We start from the raw sequence: 14181 nt of genomic DNA, 5'->3' as shown, positions 1-14181 counted from the left end.
GTGTTTGCCTGACACTGTTCCTCCCCCCGGGAGGCCCCCGCCCCCCGCACTGTGTCTTCCTCGGGAGGCCCACGCCCCCCGCGCATGACATCCCGGCTGTTCAGTGCTGATTGAACGACAAACCCACCCTGTGGCAGCGGACTCGAATGCCCTGCCGGCCTCTTGAGAAACTCCAGAACCCGTCGAAACCGCGGATGCTCCCCACACCCGAGGTCCCTCTCCGGGCACCTGGAATTGATCACCCCCACGTCTGGCGCCGGAGACGCGACTGCTCGCCGTCCGGTGCGCCGGACTTATTGATCATTATTGGTTGCCTCGTGCCCGAGGGGCCGAAGCACGGACAATCTAGACCATGGGAGCCGGTATGTAGAGGGGATGTGTGTAATTCGTGCTCAAGCTTTCCGAGGGCTTGCCAATCGTTGATCACTTACCGGAGTGCGGTATCGGGTGCCCGGGGCGGACGGGACGGCCGGCCCGGCCCGCATCGGCCGGATCTGCGGTGTTTTCCGAGGGAGTTGGACCGGCCGGGAAGCGGACGCCGGTATACCTCCGTGACGGGAGAGCGAGCTCTCCGGCCGCGTACATGTGGCCTGTTTCGGCGGTAGCGGTAGGTGAAGACGGAACGAGGTCTTGACGGGAGGTTGCTCTTCCGATATTTCTCACGGCGGTGCTGTGAGCGGCAATGTTCGCGGTGGTGTTCGCGGAAAGGTTCGCGGCAAATTCCCGCACGCCCGAGAATGGGGTTCGCCGCCGCGGCCGTGAGACACCGCTGCCGCCCGGCTCCACGGGGGAGGGGGCGGCAGCGCGCGGGGCGGCTCAGCCGGTGGCGGACCCGGCCACCGCCTCCCGGATCAGCGCGGCGACCCGCTGGGGGTGGGCCAGCATCACCAGGTGCGAGGAGTCGACCTCGACGACGCTCATCCCGGCCCGCTCGTAGCCGAAGCGCTCCACATCCGGGTTGATGGTCCGGTCCGAGGTGGCGACCAGACCCCAGGACGGCTTCGTACGCCATGCGGCGACCGGCGCCGCCTCGCCGAACGCCTGCGCCGCGAGGGGCCGTTGGGAGACGGCCAGGACGGCGGCCAGTTCGGGCTCGACATCCGCGGCGAAGATCGCCGGGAACTTCTCCACCTCCACCGAGACATCCGTACCGGTCTCCTCCGTGCCCTCCAGCGGGAACGGGGTGTAGACCAGGGCGTCGGCGAGGGGGGAGTCGGGGAAGCGGCCCTGGAGCTCCCCGAGGCTCTCGCCCTTCTCCAGCGCGTATCCGGCCAGGTAGACCAGCGCCCGGACGTTGTCCTCCAGCCCGGCGACGGTGATGACCGCGCCGCCGTAGGAGTGGCCCACCAGGACCACGGGCCCGGGGATGGAGCGCACCACCGAGGCGATGTAGGCCGCGTCACCCACCAGGCTGCGGTTGGGCACCGCCGGCGCCACCACCCGCAGGCCCGCGGCGGTCAGTTCGGGGATCAGCCGGGCGAAGCTGGAGGCGTCGGCGAAAGCGCCGTGGACCAGGACGACGGTCGGGTCGGCGGGCTGGGACATGGTGGGGCTCCTTCGAGGGTGATCGGGTCGGTGGGGAGAGCCGCTCCACGGGATGTCCCGTGGAGCGGCGAGCTGCTGGATCGCACCGCGGACGGCCGCGGTTCACAGGGTGCGGCGCACGCCCGCGTGGCGTTCGAGGTTGCGCAACTGCACGGCGAGGTCGCCGTCGACGGCGTGCCGGGCGGGCCCGCTGCGCCCGATGGGCAGGACCTCCTCGCTGCGCATGTCCTCCAGCATCAGGGCGTACGCCGCGTAGGCCGCGACCAGCGCCACCAGGAGCCCGAAGGCCCCCGCGGTGCGGGTGAGCCATTCGGTTCCGGTCAGCCCCGCGAGGCCGGTGGCCGCCCAGCGGGGCAGCGAGACCACCAGGACGGCCCACAGGGCTCGCTTGGGCCCGGTCACGGCGGTCATCAGCGCCCCGAAGCACAGGAACGCCAGGTTGAACACCGCGAGCACCCGCGGGCCTCCCTCCGCGCCGACGCCCATGACCAGGGAGTACGCCAGCCAGCTGCCGGCGAAGGTGCCCATGAGCGTCGCCGCGATCACGTCCCGGGCCTGGAACGCCAGCACGCTGACGAGGAGTTGGAGGGCGAAGGCGGGCAGCACGCACAGGGCGACGGCTCGGCGGTCGGCGGCCTCGAAGACCCCCAGCTGGAGGCAGCCCGTCAGCACGGAGGCGATGGCGACGGTGAAGAAGCCCAGCGGCATCGGGGAGGCGATGGGCCGCAGGGTGATCCGGGTCATCGACCGCAGATCCGGTTCGTGGCGGCGTCCGGCGGGGGCGTCCGGCCCGCGGCCCGGCTCGTCGTCGGCGCTGTCGGCGCCGGCGGGGACTGTAGTCATCGGGTGCGTTTCCTCGTTCAGTGCGTGAAGCAGGGGTCGTGGAAGGGCGGCGCGGTCGCCTCGGGATCGGAGCCCCCCGCGACGCGCCACAGCCGGTGCTGTTCGGACTCGGCGACCGCCTCGGCCATGTGGGCGGCCTGGCGGGCCCCGCCGGACTGGTATCCGCCGAAGTGCGCCACCGGGCTCCACAGGGGGCTGACCGGCGGGACGGCCTCGTCGAGGCCCTCGTACTCCGCGCTCGCGTGCACGATCCGTCCGCCGACGACCGTTAGCACGGACTCGATGCCGGGGATGGCGGCCTCGGGCACGGTGAAGTAGTCGTCCGAGAGGACCGCCAGGTCGCCGTAGTACCCCTCGCGCAGGATGCCCTTGACGTCCTGTTCGCCGGTGAGCCGTGCTCCGCCGCGGGTGTAGAGGCCGAGCGCGGTCTCCCGGTCGATCAGGTTCGCGGCCGGGTAGAGCGCGGTGCCGCCGACCGTACGGCCGGTGACCAGCCAGTGCAGCGACACCCATGGGTTGTACGAGGACACCCGGGTGGCGTCGGTGCCCGCGGCCACGGTCAGGCCGCGGTCGAGCATGGCCCGGACCGGCGGGGTGTGGGCGGTGGCCTCGGCCCCGTACCGGTCCAGGAACGCGGCGCCCTGGAAGGACATCCGGTTCTGTACGGACACGGCGCCGCCGAGCGCCGCGATCCGCTCCAGGCTGCGCGGCGAGACGGTCTCGGCGTGGTCGAAGAGCCAGCGGTTGCCGCCGGGGAAGAGCCCCTCGGCCGCGAGCTTCTCGAAGACGGCCAGATCGCGGCGGATCGTCTCGTCGTAGGTGGCGTGGAGCCGGAAGCCCCAGCCGTTCTCCAGCAGCAGCCGGACGGCCTGCTCGAACTCCGTCTCGTAGTCCGCGGCCAGTTCGGGCCTGGGCTCGGAGAAGTTCTCGAAGTCGGCGGCGGCCCAGGTGAGGTTCTCCCCGGCGCCGTTGAGGCGCAGCCACTCGTCCCCGTCGCCGGGTTTCACCGTCTCGGTCCAGCGCCTGAGGTCGGCCAGCTCCTGCCCGGCGGTCTGCGGGAACAGGTGGTAGGCGATCCGCAGCGACAGCTCGCCCGAGCGGGCCAGGTCGATGACCGTGGCGTAGTCGTCGGGGAAGTTCTGGAAGCCCCCGGCGGCGTCGACCGCCGAGGTCAGCCCGAAGCGGTTGAGTTCGCGCAGGAAGTGCCGCGTCGAGGTCCGCTTGTCGGCCGCGTCCAGGGTCGGCGCCTTGGCGAGCGTGGAGTACAGGATCAGGGCGCTCGGCGCGGCCAGGAGCACCCCGGTCGGTTCGCCGTCCCTGCCCCGGACGATCTGCCCGCCGCGCGGACCGGGGGTCTCCCGGCCGAACCCGGCGGCCTGGACGGCCGCCCGGTTCATCAGGGCCGCCTGGTAGAGGTGCAGGACGAAGACCGGGGTGTCCGGCGCGGCGGCGTTGAGCTCGGCCACCGTGGGCAGCCGGCGTTCGGCGAACTGCTCGGCGCTCCAGCCGCCGACCACCCTGATCCACTGCCCCTTGGGGGTGCGGGCGGCCTGCTCGCGCAGCATCGCCAGAGCCTGGCGCAGGCTGCGCACCCCGTCCCAGCGCAGCTCCAGGACGTAGTTCAGCCCGCCCCGGATGACGTGCAGATGCGAGTCGTTGAGGCCGGGCACGACCCGGCGGCCGAGCGCGTCGACGACCTTCGTCGCCGGGCCCACCAGGGGCGCCAGGTCGTGGTCGTCGCCGAGGGCCACGACCCGGCCGCCGCGGATCGCGACGGCGCGGGCCGAGGGGCGGCGGGGGTCGCCGGTGAACACCTTGGCGTTGCGGACGAGCAGGTCGGCGGGGGTGTCCTGCGGGTGCCGGGCGGGCACCACACCGCCCACCGGCATGCTCGTCGGTCCGGTCGTCCCCGTCATGCCAGGGCCTTGCGCAGGGTCTCGGCCGCGAGGCCGATGGCGAGTTCGGCGGCCCGCGTCCCGCGCAGCGGGTTCAGCATCACGAAGTCGTGGATGGTGCCCTGGACGCGCAGCGCGGTCACCGGCACCCCGGCGGCGCGGAGCCGGGCGGCGTACGCCTCGCCCTCGTCGCGCAGGACGTCGGCCTCCGCGGTGATGACCAGGGCGGGCGGCAGACCGGTGAGCTGGTCGAGGGAGGCGCGCAGCGGGGAGGCGGTGATCTGGGCGCGCTCGGCCGCGTCGGTCGTGTACTGGTCCCAGAACCACTCCATGGCCTCGCGCCGCAGGAAGTAGCCGGTCGCGAAGAGCCGGTAGGACTCGGTGTCGAAGGAGGCGTCGGTGACCGGGTAGAAGAGCACCTGCTGGCGCAGCTCCACATCGCCGCGCCGCTTGGCCATGAGGGTGAGCGCGGCGCTCATGTTGCCGCCGACCGAGTCGCCCGCGACGGCGATCCGGGTGCCGTCGAGGTCCTTGTGGTGTCCCTCGCGGGCGATCCACTGGGCGACGGTGTAGTTCTGCTCGATGGCGACGGGGTAGCGGGCCTCGGGCGACAGGTCGTACTCGGGGAAGACCACCGCCGCGCCCGCGCCCACGGCCAGTTCACGGACCAGCCGGTCGTGGGTGTGGGCGTTGCCGAAGACCCAGCCGGCGCCGTGCAGGTAGAGCACGACGGGCAGCGTGCCGGTCAGACCCCGGGGACGGACGATCCGGACGCGGACGTCCCCGGTGGGACCGCCCTGCACGGTGATCCACTCCTCGTCGACGGCGGGGAAGGAGACACCCTCGCCGCTCTGGACGCCGTCCACGGCCTCGCGGCCCTCGGCGACGGGTATCTGGTAGAGGTACGGCGGCTGCGCGGTGGCGTCGGCGAAAGCCTGGGCGGCGGGCTCGAGTACGGGGCGGTCGGACATGGCGGGATGCTCCTTTGTGGGGACGTACGGGGGTTGGGGTTGTTCAGCGGGTGGCGCGCGCGGCGGCCAGGATGACGTCGGTCGTTGACGAGCTCGGTGCCGGACGCGCTCGCATGGGTGTACTCCTCGTGGGCGTACGCGTGTTGGCGGGGGAAGGGGACCTACAGGCCGTACGTCTCCAGGAGGCGCAGCCACACTTCGCTGACCGTGGGGAACGCGGGCACGGCGTGCCACAGCCGGGTGAGCGGCACTTCCCCGACGACGGCGACGGTGGCCGTGTGGATGAGTTCGGTGGCGAGCGGGCCGGTCAGGGTGCAGCCGACGACGACCCCGCGGGCCTCGTCGACCACGAGCTTGGCGCGGCCCCGGTAGCCGTCCGCGTGCAGCGCGGCTCCGGCCACGTCCTCGACGCGGTACTCCACCGCCCGGACCGCGATGCCCGCCTCGCGCGCCGCGCGTTCGGTGAGCCCGACCGAGGCGATCTCGGGCTGGGTGAAGACGGCCTGGGGGACGGCCGCACGGTCGGCGTCGGCGCTCCACGCCTGCCATCCGCCGGCGGCGGCGGGGCGCCCCGAGGCGCGTTCGGCGATCGCCGCGGCGCAGGCACGGGCCTGGTACTTGGCCATATGGGTCAGTGGCGCGCGGTGGTTGGCGTCGCCGACCGCGTACAGCCAGTCGCCGCCGTCCGCGGGGGTGACGCGGCAGGTGTCGTCGACCGGCAGCCAGTCCCCGCCCGGCAGGCCGACCGTCTCCAGACCGAGGTCCGCGGTGCGCGGCCGGCGGCCGGTGGCGGCCAGCACCTCGTCGCAGACCAGGGTGGCACCGTCGTCCGTCTGCACGGTCACGGCGCGGGTGGCCGGGTCGCGGGCGACCCGGGTGGCCGAGACACCGAACCGGACCGTGACCCCGAGGCGGGCCAGACCCCGGGCGACCTCCTCGCCCACGTACGGCTCCCAGCCGGTCAGCAGGGCCCCGTCGCGGACCAGTACCGTGACCTCGCTGCCGAGCGAGCGCCACGCGGTGGCCGTCTCGCAGGCCACCACACCCCCGCCGATGACGACGAGCCGGGCCGGTACCGCATCGGCCGCGGTGGCCTCCCGGTTGGTCCAGACGCCGATCCGGTCCAGCCCCTCCACGGGCGGCAGCGCCGCCTCCGTGCCGGGGCTGAGGACGACCGCGTGTCGCGCCCGCAGGGCACGGACGGTGCCGTCGGGCGCGGTGACCTCCACCCGCCGCTCCCCGGCGAGCCTGCCCCGGCCGCGGACGAGCGCGATGCCCGCCCCCCGCAGCCAGCCGGCCTGGCCGGTGTCGTCGCCGCGGGCGGTGAACCGGTCGCGGCGGGCCAGTACGGCCGCCGGATCGAGCGGCCCGGTCACCGCCTGCCGGGCCCCGTCGACCGATCGCGCGGCTTCCCGGGCCGCGCCGGGCCGCAGCAGGGCCTTGCTGGGCACGCACGCCCAGTACGAGCACTCGCCGCCGACGGATTCCGCCTCGACGACCACGGTGGTCAGACCGGAGCGGACGGTCCGGTCGGCGACGACCTCGCCGCCGGGTCCGCCGCCGACGACCACCACGTCGTACACGTCCTCCATCAGGCGCGCACCAGCGGGGTGTCGACGAGGTGCTCGGCGAGGAACCAGACCTGCGCCTCGCTGGTACGGATGACCTGCGAGACGAGCAGGTCGGTGCTGCCCTCGTCGCCCTCGGCCGCGATCCGGGCGGCGGCGTCCCGGGTGTCGATCAGGATGCGCTCGTGCGCGTCCAGGAGCCGCGACAGCATGACCGGGACCTCCTCGACCCCGTCCGGCGGACGCGGAACGGACGTCAGCTCGGCGACATGGCGGGGGTCCGCGACGGCGACGCCGCCGAGGCTCTGGACGCGTTCGGCCAGCGCGTCCACGATGGCGAGCTGGTCCTCCGCGTGCTTGTCCAGCATGAGGTGGAGCGAGTAGAAGGTCGCCCCGCGCATCAGCCAGTGGCTCTTCTTGTAGAGCGAGTACAGGATCTGACTGTCCGCCAGGATGTGGTTGAGCCGCTGGCAGGCGTACAGCCGGGTGTCGTGGCCGAGGCCGATCGGAAGCTGCTTGAGCGTGCCGAACGCCTGGGTCTCCGCGCCCTTCTGGTGCAGCAGCGGCTGACCGCCGCCGCTCGGGTGCGCGGGGGTGGATACGGATGTCATTCGAGGCTCCTGCTCGTAGAACTCGTAAAAGGGGGCTCGGGGAGGGTCCGGCCGCCCGGCGAAGGGGGTGTACCGGAGCGGCCGGACCCGGACTGTGCGGGCGGCGGGGGGCAGCCGCGGGTGCTCACCCGCGGCCGGCGCTCATGCCCGGCCGGGGGCCTGCGCCTTCTCGGGGGCGCGGTGGAGCACCAGCCGGGTGAGCAGCCCGCTGCCGAGCCCGGCCGCCGCGGCCAGGGCCGCCCACCACGCCGGGTAGGAGGAGAACCCGAGCGCCTCGTCGAGAGACCAGGCACCGGGCCCGGTGGCGGCCAGGGAGACGGCCGTGCCGATGAGGACCAGGGGGTACTCGTAGCCGTCGTTCTGCACCCATACGCCGTTGTGCCACTTCACGGTGAGGGCGACGGTCATCACCCCGACGGCGCCGGTCGCGGCGAGCGGGGTCAGCAGCCCGGCGACCAGCATCAGCCCGGAGCCGATCTGCCCGCCGCCCGCCGCCAGGGCGGTCAGGGCCCCGCCGCGGAAGCCGTCGGCGCGGAACTCCCGTGCGCCGCCGTCGAGTCCGCTGCCGCCCAGGTGGGTACTGATCTTCTGCACACCGTGGCCCGCGACGAGCAGGCCGATCAGCAGACGCAGGATCAGGAGTCCGGTGTCCACGGGGAGTTCAGCCCGCCGCGTGGGCACCGATGACGGACTGGGCGTAGACGACGCCCAGACCGTACGCGCCCGCGTGGGCCTTGACGATCTCCATCACGGCGCCGTACGTCTCCTGGCGTGCCCAGTCCCGCTGGAGCTCCAGGAGCACCTGCACCCAGGTCACCGGTACGGCCCCGGCGGCCACCATCCGCTGGAGCGCGTGCTCGTGGGCGGCCGGGGTGACACCGCCGGAGGCGTCCGCGACCACGTACACCTCGTACCCCTGCTCCAGCGCGGACAGCGCCGGCAGCACCAGGCAGACCTCGGTCCACAGCCCGGCCAGGACGATCTTCCTGCGGCCGGTCGCCCTGACGGCGGCGACCAGGGCCTCGTCCTCCCACGCGTTCATCGACGTACGGTCGATGATCTCGTTCGCCGGGAACACCTCGGCGAGCTGCGGCAGCAGGGGCCCGGAGAAGGACTCGGCGGCGACCGTGGTCAGCACCGCCGGCACACCGAAGGCCCGCGCCGCCTTCGCCAGTCCCACCGTGTTGTTGATGATCGCGGCACGGTCCCCGCTGCCGGTGCCGAAGAACATCTGCGGCTGGTGGTCCACGAAGAGCATGACCGCGTTGTCGGCGGTGAGCAGATCCCCGCTCGGGGCGGCGTGCACCTGGGAGATGTCGAACATGAGGGTCCCTCTCGCAACGGTCGGAAGAAGTGGCGCCCACCGCACTGCGGCGGCCGGGCACACTCCGAAGCTAAAGGCCGTCGCGACGGGCGGTTTTCCTCTGCGTGCACAGGGGGTGGCAGCTCAGCGCACGGTTCGGCCGGGAAGGCCGGAGCCGACGATGTGCTGGGCGAGTTCACGGGACGCCGCGGCGGGCCGGCCGCCGGGGCGGGTGGCGCCGTCCGCCCGGCGTACCCGGTTCAGTCGCGGCCCGCGGTCGCCGGGGGCCGGACGGCCTCCTCCAGGGTGGGGACCAGACGCAGCGCGGGCCCCAGGCCCGAGAGCGCCAGGATCCGCAGGGTGAACGGATGCGCGCACACCACGGTGAGGCTGCCGTGGCGGGCGCGCACACGTCGGCGGGCCGAGCTGAGAAGCCGCAGGCCGGAGCAGTCGAAGAAGGTGACCGCGGTCAGGTCGATCACGACTTTCGGCTCGTACGGCGCGGTCACCGCCTCCAGGTACGGGACGACCTCGGCGGCGGTGGCGATGTCGATCTCGCCACAGAGGGCCAGGACCGTATGCCCGTGCATGCGGTAGACGCGTGACGGTGGAGCGAAATCCGGTAGGACGGTGATCATGTGCTCACCTCGGGGGAGGCGACCCGCCCGCCCGGAGGCCGACGGAGGAGAGGGTACGGGGGAGGAGGTGCGGTGGAACGGTGGGGACACCCGGCCGCATGTGTCGAGAACCGGGGCCTCCGGTGTGTGCATGCCCGCCCCAAGTGGCCATTGAACATTACGCGTTGGCATATGACCGATCCGCTGATCGGTCCGCGGTTGACCGGGCGGCCCGCCGGTCCGGTCCGGTGGTCAGGAACGGCCGTCGGCACCGCGATCCGGGCCGCGCCGCACGCCCAGCAGATCGTCGATACCCGCCTTGATGCGCTCCGGCGTCGCCCCCCGGCCCGCCGTCAGATGCTCGAACAGGCTCGGCACGAAGGGGGCGAGCAGCAGATGGGCCAGCATCGCGATGTCCGCCTCGGGCCGCGCCGCACGCAGGAGCATCGACACATGGGTGTGCAGCGTCGCGTACACCGCGGTCGTGTACCGCGCGCGCGGCGACGCGGCCTCCGCCAGCTGCATGATCTCGCGCTGTTCCACGATCCGGTCGGCGAGCGCGTGCAGGAAGGCGCGCAGCCGCTCGTCCGGCGGGGCGCCGGGGCCGAGCGGCGGGGGGCCGGAGAGGAACGCCTGCTGGAAGCGCCGCTCGCCGTCGTCCATCAGGGCGATGAGGAGCTGGCTGACGTCACCGAACCGGCGGTAGACCGTACCGACACCCATACCGGCGGCGTGGGCCACCGCGTTCATGGTGACGGCCCGCGGTCCCTGCTCCGCGACCAGCCGGGCCGCCGCGTCCAGGATCCTGCGGCGGTTGCGGGCGGCGTCCGCGCGCTCCGGCGGGTCCTGGCCCGTGACGGAGAGTTCGATGCGGGTCATGGTCCGAGGCTACCGGATAGCTATCCGCTTCAAGGCCATCGCGGGAGCTGCCAGGCGGGAACGCCGGTCTCCCGGGGGGCGGACGCCGAAAATCCCTTGCAAAGTGGATTCCTATCCGCTTTACTCATGCTCAGAGGGGAACCGGATAGCTATCCACTTCTCCTCCACGCACTGTCTTACGATCTCTGCTTGGGAGGGGCCTCGTCATGAGTGCCAAGGTCGCGGTCATCTACTACTCGTCCACCGGGAACGTCCACCAGCTCGCGAAGGGAATCGCGGAGGGGGCGGAGAAGACCGGCGCCGAGGTCCGGCTGCGCAGGGTCCCCGAGCTCGCTCCGGACGCGGCCATCGACTCCAACCCGGCGTGGCGCGCGCACGTCGAGGACACCAAGGGCGTCGAGGTCGCCACGCTCGACGACCTGGAGTGGGCGGACGCGTACGCGCTCGGCTCGCCGACCCGCTTCGGCAACATAGCCGCGCAGCTGAAGCAGTTCATCGACACCACGGGCGGCCTGTGGCAGCGGGGCGTCATGGCGGACAAGCCCGCCACCGGCTTCACCAGCGCCGTCAACACGCACGGCGGCAACGAGTCGACGACGCTCGCGCTGTACAACACGTTCCACCACTGGGGCTCGATCATCGTCGCCCCCGGCTACACCGACCCGGTCGTGTACGGCGCCGGCGGCAACCCGTACGGCACGGTCCACGCGGGCTCCGCGGCCGTCTCCGAGGCGACCCTTGAGGCGGCGCGCTACCAGGGGGAGCGTCTGGCGAAGATCGCCGCCCGTCTGCAGGCGGGCGCGCGCTGACACGTCACGCACGCGTCCCGGGGCCCGGCCGTACGCAACGGCCGGGCCCCGGCGCGTACCCGGCCGCGAACGGGCCGACGGGCGCCGGACGTTAGGTACGGCCGCGCAGGGGCACCCGTACCAACCGAGCGTACGTGCAGTCGGAGTTCGGAGGTACAGCCATGGGTCTCGGCGGATGCATTCTGCTGATAGGGATCGGAGCGATTCTCACGTTCGCGGTCGACTGGCACGTCCAGGGCATGAACATCCACGTCGCGGGTCTGGTCCTGATGGCCGTCGGCATCATCGGAACGGCCGCGTACGTGAGCATCTTCAAGCGCCGCCGGCTCCAGGCGCCCCCGCCTGCCGCGGCCGTGGTCGAGGAGGACCGCCGCTACTACTGAGCACGGCACCACGGAGCACTGCCGGAGGCGCGGAGGGCATGGCATGGAAGAACTGTCGAAGAACGTGACGACCGAGTCGACGGGCTTGGTGCGGGCGGCGGTGCTGGCCCTCGACTGCGCCGAACCGGAGGCGCTGGCCGAGTTCTACGCCCGACTGCTGGGCGGCGAACTCCCGGCGGCGGACGAACGCGGCAAGGAGCGCATCGAGATCACCGGTCGCGGCGGTACGAGGATGGCCTTCCGCCGCGACCACGGCGCGGCCCCCAACAGCTGGCCCCGCCCCGACGACTCCCAGCAGGCGCACCTGGAACTCCTGGTGCGGCGGGAGGAGATGGACGCGGTGGAACGGCAGGTGATCGCGCTGGGCGGCCGTCCCCTGGACACGAAGGACAACGGCGGCCCGCACGACAGGCGCCTCTACTCCGATCCGGCGGGGCATACGTTTTCGCTGCTCAGCCAGTGACGCGGCGCGGTGGCCGGCCGCTCGGGGCGGTTGACCGACGTCACGTCCGGGTCGCGACGCCGCACCCCTTCTTCTCCATCCGCTGATCCATGGACGTGCTGCGGTTGTACGGGTCGACCTCGGGGCCGTCGGCCGACCCGGTGTCACGTTCCGCGCCCAGCGCCGGTGTGAGGTAGCCGTTCGGGGTGCCGCAGCCGCCGTTCGTGACGTCGATCTTGTACGAGACCAGGGAGAACGTCCCCTGCTCGGTGATCACCTTCGCGGGATCGTCCCAGTCCATCACCACTTCGCGCCGCACGATCGTGCGCTCGACCTCGGTGCTGCCCGCGAGCGCGCTGACGACCGGGTACACATAGGTGACGTCGGTGGTCACCCGCAGTGCGCCACGATCGCCCTGCTCGAAGCTGATCCGGCCCCGCGTCTTCACCACGTCCCCGACGAGACGGGTACGCGACTTCTCGAACCGGCTGAACAGCAGCAACGGATCGTTCGTCCTGCTGGGTTCGCGGAACGCGGTCGCCAAGTAGTCCTGCACGTCCTTCTGGTGCGGGTTGATCCGTGCGATCGCCTTCGCGGGATGATCGCCCCGCAGCACCGCGGGATCGAGGCTGGAGGCCACGAGGAAGTCCCGGGTCCGGTCCAGCGCGTCCGCCACCTGCCGCGAACTCATCCAGCCGGTCGCCCTGGCGGGGGGAACGGAGATCCCCGCCGCGCCGTCGGCCCAGCGCGCCGCGGGCGACCCCCTGAACGGTTCGCTCAGCGTGGGCCGTTCCGCGACCTGCGCGGGCGGCGCCTGGGTGGGGCGGCTCGTCTCCGCGGCGAGCGGTGTGTCCGGCTGCTCGTCACCGGCGAACCAGTCGACCACCCGCCCCGGAAACAGGGCCACGGCCAGCAGGGCGAGCGAGGCGAGGAAGCCGACGACATACCAGCCCTGTCTGCCCCGTCGCGGCCGGGCGGGCGCGTAGCCACGCCACACCTCCTGTGCCGTGGGCTGCTTGCGCAACCGCCGGGTCACCATCCGGGCCCGCGCGGACGGCTCCTTGGGCGCCTGCGACGTACCCTCCGCCAGTTCGCGCTGGAACCGCTCCCACTCGTCGTCGGGCACGGCCGAACCACCGCTCCCATCCCCCACCACACCCACGTCGCGATCCCCGCATCAACGAAGCCGGGCCCTCCCCGGCAAACCTGCCAATGATCGCACAGCGCGGGCCACCCCCCGGAGCGTCGGTAGCCGCGGACACGGCGGCCCGCCGGAGACCGACCGACCACCGCGAACCGCGCCGTTCCTCAGACTTCCCCGCCCGGCCGGTCCGCGCCCCGGTGCAGCACCGTTTCCCGAGCCCGCCGGGCGACTGCCTCCGCCGCGCTCCGGCCCGCACCCCGGTCGGCGACGACGACCGTGCCCACGCTGCCCTTGTCCGCCCAGCCGCACGCCACTTCGGGGACGCTCGCCGCGGGCTTGTACGTCACGCACTTCATCCAGCCGCCGTAGCGGCCGGGTTCGGCGTTCCAGTCGGCGCTGACGGTGAGGCCGGACGTCTCCAGGCCGTGGCGCAGCTCGTCGAGGAGATCGGGGGTCATACCGTGGAAGTCGCCCGTCGCGCCGAAGACCGCGAACGCGTCCCGGCCGAGGCCCTTGTCGCCGTAGACGTAGGCGAACGTCTCGTGCGCCATGCCCGCGAAGTCCGCGCCGAGTTCGTCGGCCATGCCTTGCTGGGCGGGCGTCAGCTCCAGCCTGTCCAGTGTGCCGAGGGTCCGGGGCGCGGCGACCGTGTAGCGGGGGTAGTCCCGGTACTGGATCTGCGACCAGGTCACGGACCCGGCGGCTGCTCCGACGGCGGTGGTGAGGACGAGCGCGCCGGCGATCCGGTCGCGTGCGGTGGGAGCCGGTACGGGCGGCAGACGGCCTCGGCGCGGTCGTCGTGGTCGTCGTCGCCTTCGGCGGCGTGCGCCCGGCCGAGCACGGCGGAGAGCCGGGGGGCGGGCCCGCCGGTCTCCAGGGCGCGCCGCGCGGCCTGGCGTGCTTCGACGAGCCGCCCGGCGCGGAGCAGGGCTTCCGCGTGCAGTGCCGCGTCGGCCCCCGCTTCCGCGCATGCCGAATCGGTCTCTTGCCCGTTGGCCCGCATGATTCCCCACCCTGTGAACACCTGAACGGTTCGGTCGGAACTCCGTTCGGGGGGCAACTATTGACGCCGGACGGGGGAACGGTCAACCGGATTGCCCGGTACCGGACACCGACCGGGCCGGTGCGTCACCGACCGGGCCGTGTGAGGCCGGCCGGAGTGGCAGCGGCC

At 72.8% G+C, this 14181-nt stretch carries 16 protein-coding genes; 3 read left to right on the top strand and 13 right to left on the bottom strand.

All coding sequences use genetic code 11. The features are described from left to right. Positions 1-816: 816 nt before the first annotated feature. From ACZ5ID_RS18970 to ACZ5ID_RS18925, 10 genes are all read right to left on the bottom strand, one after another. The gene (locus ACZ5ID_RS18970) at positions 817-1545 is read right to left on the bottom strand and encodes an alpha/beta fold hydrolase (RefSeq protein WP_468899071.1); all 729 of its coding nucleotides are present in this window, start codon (positions 1543-1545) and stop codon (positions 817-819) included. 102 nt (positions 1546-1647) lie between these two features. Further along, a complete protein-coding gene (locus ACZ5ID_RS18965) occupies positions 1648-2388 on the bottom strand; it encodes a GPR1/FUN34/YaaH family transporter (RefSeq protein ID WP_468899069.1) in 741 nt (246 codons plus the stop codon). A gap of 17 nt (positions 2389-2405) precedes the next feature. Continuing rightward, complete coding sequence (locus ACZ5ID_RS18960) at positions 2406-4304, bottom strand: amidohydrolase (RefSeq protein WP_468899067.1); 1899 nt, start codon at positions 4302-4304, stop codon at positions 2406-2408. Then, positions 4301-5254 carry an alpha/beta hydrolase gene (locus ACZ5ID_RS18955; RefSeq protein WP_468899065.1) on the bottom strand — a complete coding sequence of 318 codons (954 nt, stop codon included), beginning with the start codon at positions 5252-5254 and terminating at the stop codon, positions 4301-4303. Before ACZ5ID_RS18955 ends, ACZ5ID_RS18960 begins: the two co-directional genes overlap by 4 nt. A 161-nt stretch (positions 5255-5415) precedes the next feature. Continuing rightward, positions 5416-6846 carry a dihydrolipoyl dehydrogenase family protein gene (locus ACZ5ID_RS18950; protein ID WP_468899063.1) on the bottom strand — a complete coding sequence of 477 codons (1431 nt, stop codon included), beginning with the start codon at positions 6844-6846 and terminating at the stop codon, positions 5416-5418. Continuing rightward, positions 6846-7433, bottom strand: coding sequence for a Dps family protein (locus ACZ5ID_RS18945; protein WP_468899060.1), 588 nt, complete (start codon positions 7431-7433; stop codon positions 6846-6848). Before ACZ5ID_RS18945 ends, ACZ5ID_RS18950 begins: the two co-directional genes overlap by 1 nt. A gap of 141 nt (positions 7434-7574) precedes the next feature. Then, positions 7575-8087 carry a DoxX family protein gene (locus ACZ5ID_RS18940; RefSeq protein ID WP_468899057.1) on the bottom strand — a complete coding sequence of 171 codons (513 nt, stop codon included), beginning with the start codon at positions 8085-8087 and terminating at the stop codon, positions 7575-7577. Between the two features lie 7 nt (positions 8088-8094). Continuing rightward, entirely contained in the window at positions 8095-8757 is a 663-nt protein-coding gene (locus ACZ5ID_RS18935; protein ID WP_468899055.1) for a hydrolase, read from the bottom strand. A 239-nt stretch (positions 8758-8996) separates the two neighbouring features. Further along, the gene (locus tag ACZ5ID_RS18930) at positions 8997-9374 is read right to left on the bottom strand and encodes an STAS domain-containing protein (protein ID WP_468899052.1); all 378 of its coding nucleotides are present in this window, start codon (positions 9372-9374) and stop codon (positions 8997-8999) included. Positions 9375-9605: 231 nt separating this feature from the next. Continuing rightward, positions 9606-10232: a TetR/AcrR family transcriptional regulator gene (locus ACZ5ID_RS18925; protein WP_468899049.1), complete on the bottom strand. Its 627-nt coding sequence runs from the start codon at positions 10230-10232 to the stop codon at positions 9606-9608. Between the two features lie 206 nt (positions 10233-10438). On the opposite strand from ACZ5ID_RS18925, the gene wrbA reads away from it, so the two are divergent. The 3 genes from wrbA to ACZ5ID_RS18910 all read left to right on the top strand — a co-directional run bounded on the left by wrbA (position 10439) and on the right by ACZ5ID_RS18910 (position 11887). Then, complete coding sequence (gene wrbA / locus ACZ5ID_RS18920) at positions 10439-11041, top strand: NAD(P)H:quinone oxidoreductase (protein ID WP_406554891.1); 603 nt, start codon at positions 10439-10441, stop codon at positions 11039-11041. A gap of 161 nt (positions 11042-11202) precedes the next feature. Continuing rightward, positions 11203-11424: a hypothetical protein gene (locus tag ACZ5ID_RS18915; RefSeq protein ID WP_358831271.1), complete on the top strand. Its 222-nt coding sequence runs from the start codon at positions 11203-11205 to the stop codon at positions 11422-11424. Positions 11425-11467: 43 nt separating this feature from the next. Then, positions 11468-11887 carry a VOC family protein gene (locus ACZ5ID_RS18910; protein WP_468899045.1) on the top strand — a complete coding sequence of 140 codons (420 nt, stop codon included), beginning with the start codon at positions 11468-11470 and terminating at the stop codon, positions 11885-11887. Between the two features lie 40 nt (positions 11888-11927). Here the strand turns inward: ACZ5ID_RS18910 and ACZ5ID_RS18905 are convergent, their stop codons facing one another. The 3 genes from ACZ5ID_RS18905 to ACZ5ID_RS18895 form a co-directional block, all read right to left on the bottom strand. After that, on the bottom strand, positions 11928-12992 hold the full coding sequence (locus tag ACZ5ID_RS18905; RefSeq protein WP_468899043.1) for a hypothetical protein: 1065 nt from the start codon (positions 12990-12992) through the stop codon (positions 11928-11930). Positions 12993-13174: 182 nt separating this feature from the next. After that, the gene (locus ACZ5ID_RS18900) at positions 13175-13702 is read right to left on the bottom strand and encodes a hypothetical protein (RefSeq protein ID WP_468899041.1); all 528 of its coding nucleotides are present in this window, start codon (positions 13700-13702) and stop codon (positions 13175-13177) included. Then, complete coding sequence (locus ACZ5ID_RS18895; protein WP_468899039.1) at positions 13699-14013, bottom strand: hypothetical protein; 315 nt, start codon at positions 14011-14013, stop codon at positions 13699-13701. Before ACZ5ID_RS18895 ends, ACZ5ID_RS18900 begins: the two co-directional genes overlap by 4 nt. Between the last annotated feature and the right edge of the window lie 168 nt (positions 14014-14181).

The organism is Streptomyces sp. NPDC031670 (assembly GCF_055580545.1).
Note: the sequence above shows the minus strand (reverse complement) of the source record. Positions and strands in the feature narration are given on the sequence as shown.

What these genes read in the sequence shown, in the direction of transcription:
- ACZ5ID_RS18970 (WP_468899071.1), bottom strand. Translation starts at nt 1,545, where the DNA reads ATGTCCCAGCCCGCCGACCCGACCGTCGTCCTGGTCCACGGCGCTTTC.
- ACZ5ID_RS18965 (WP_468899069.1), bottom strand. Translation starts at nt 2,388, where the DNA reads ATGACTACAGTCCCCGCCGGCGCCGACAGCGCCGACGACGAGCCGGGC.
- ACZ5ID_RS18960 (WP_468899067.1), bottom strand. Translation starts at nt 4,304, where the DNA reads ATGACGGGGACGACCGGACCGACGAGCATGCCGGTGGGCGGTGTGGTG.
- ACZ5ID_RS18955 (WP_468899065.1), bottom strand. Translation starts at nt 5,254, where the DNA reads ATGTCCGACCGCCCCGTACTCGAGCCCGCCGCCCAGGCTTTCGCCGAC.
- ACZ5ID_RS18950 (WP_468899063.1), bottom strand. Translation starts at nt 6,846, where the DNA reads ATGGAGGACGTGTACGACGTGGTGGTCGTCGGCGGCGGACCCGGCGGC.
- ACZ5ID_RS18945 (WP_468899060.1), bottom strand. Translation starts at nt 7,433, where the DNA reads ATGACATCCGTATCCACCCCCGCGCACCCGAGCGGCGGCGGTCAGCCG.
- ACZ5ID_RS18935 (WP_468899055.1), bottom strand. Translation starts at nt 8,757, where the DNA reads ATGTTCGACATCTCCCAGGTGCACGCCGCCCCGAGCGGGGATCTGCTC.
- ACZ5ID_RS18930 (WP_468899052.1), bottom strand. Translation starts at nt 9,374, where the DNA reads ATGATCACCGTCCTACCGGATTTCGCTCCACCGTCACGCGTCTACCGC.
- ACZ5ID_RS18925 (WP_468899049.1), bottom strand. Translation starts at nt 10,232, where the DNA reads ATGACCCGCATCGAACTCTCCGTCACGGGCCAGGACCCGCCGGAGCGC.
- wrbA (WP_406554891.1), top strand. Translation starts at nt 10,439, where the DNA reads ATGAGTGCCAAGGTCGCGGTCATCTACTACTCGTCCACCGGGAACGTC.
- ACZ5ID_RS18915 (WP_358831271.1), top strand. Translation starts at nt 11,203, where the DNA reads ATGGGTCTCGGCGGATGCATTCTGCTGATAGGGATCGGAGCGATTCTC.
- ACZ5ID_RS18910 (WP_468899045.1), top strand. Translation starts at nt 11,468, where the DNA reads ATGGAAGAACTGTCGAAGAACGTGACGACCGAGTCGACGGGCTTGGTG.
- ACZ5ID_RS18895 (WP_468899039.1), bottom strand. Translation starts at nt 14,013, where the DNA reads ATGCGGGCCAACGGGCAAGAGACCGATTCGGCATGCGCGGAAGCGGGG.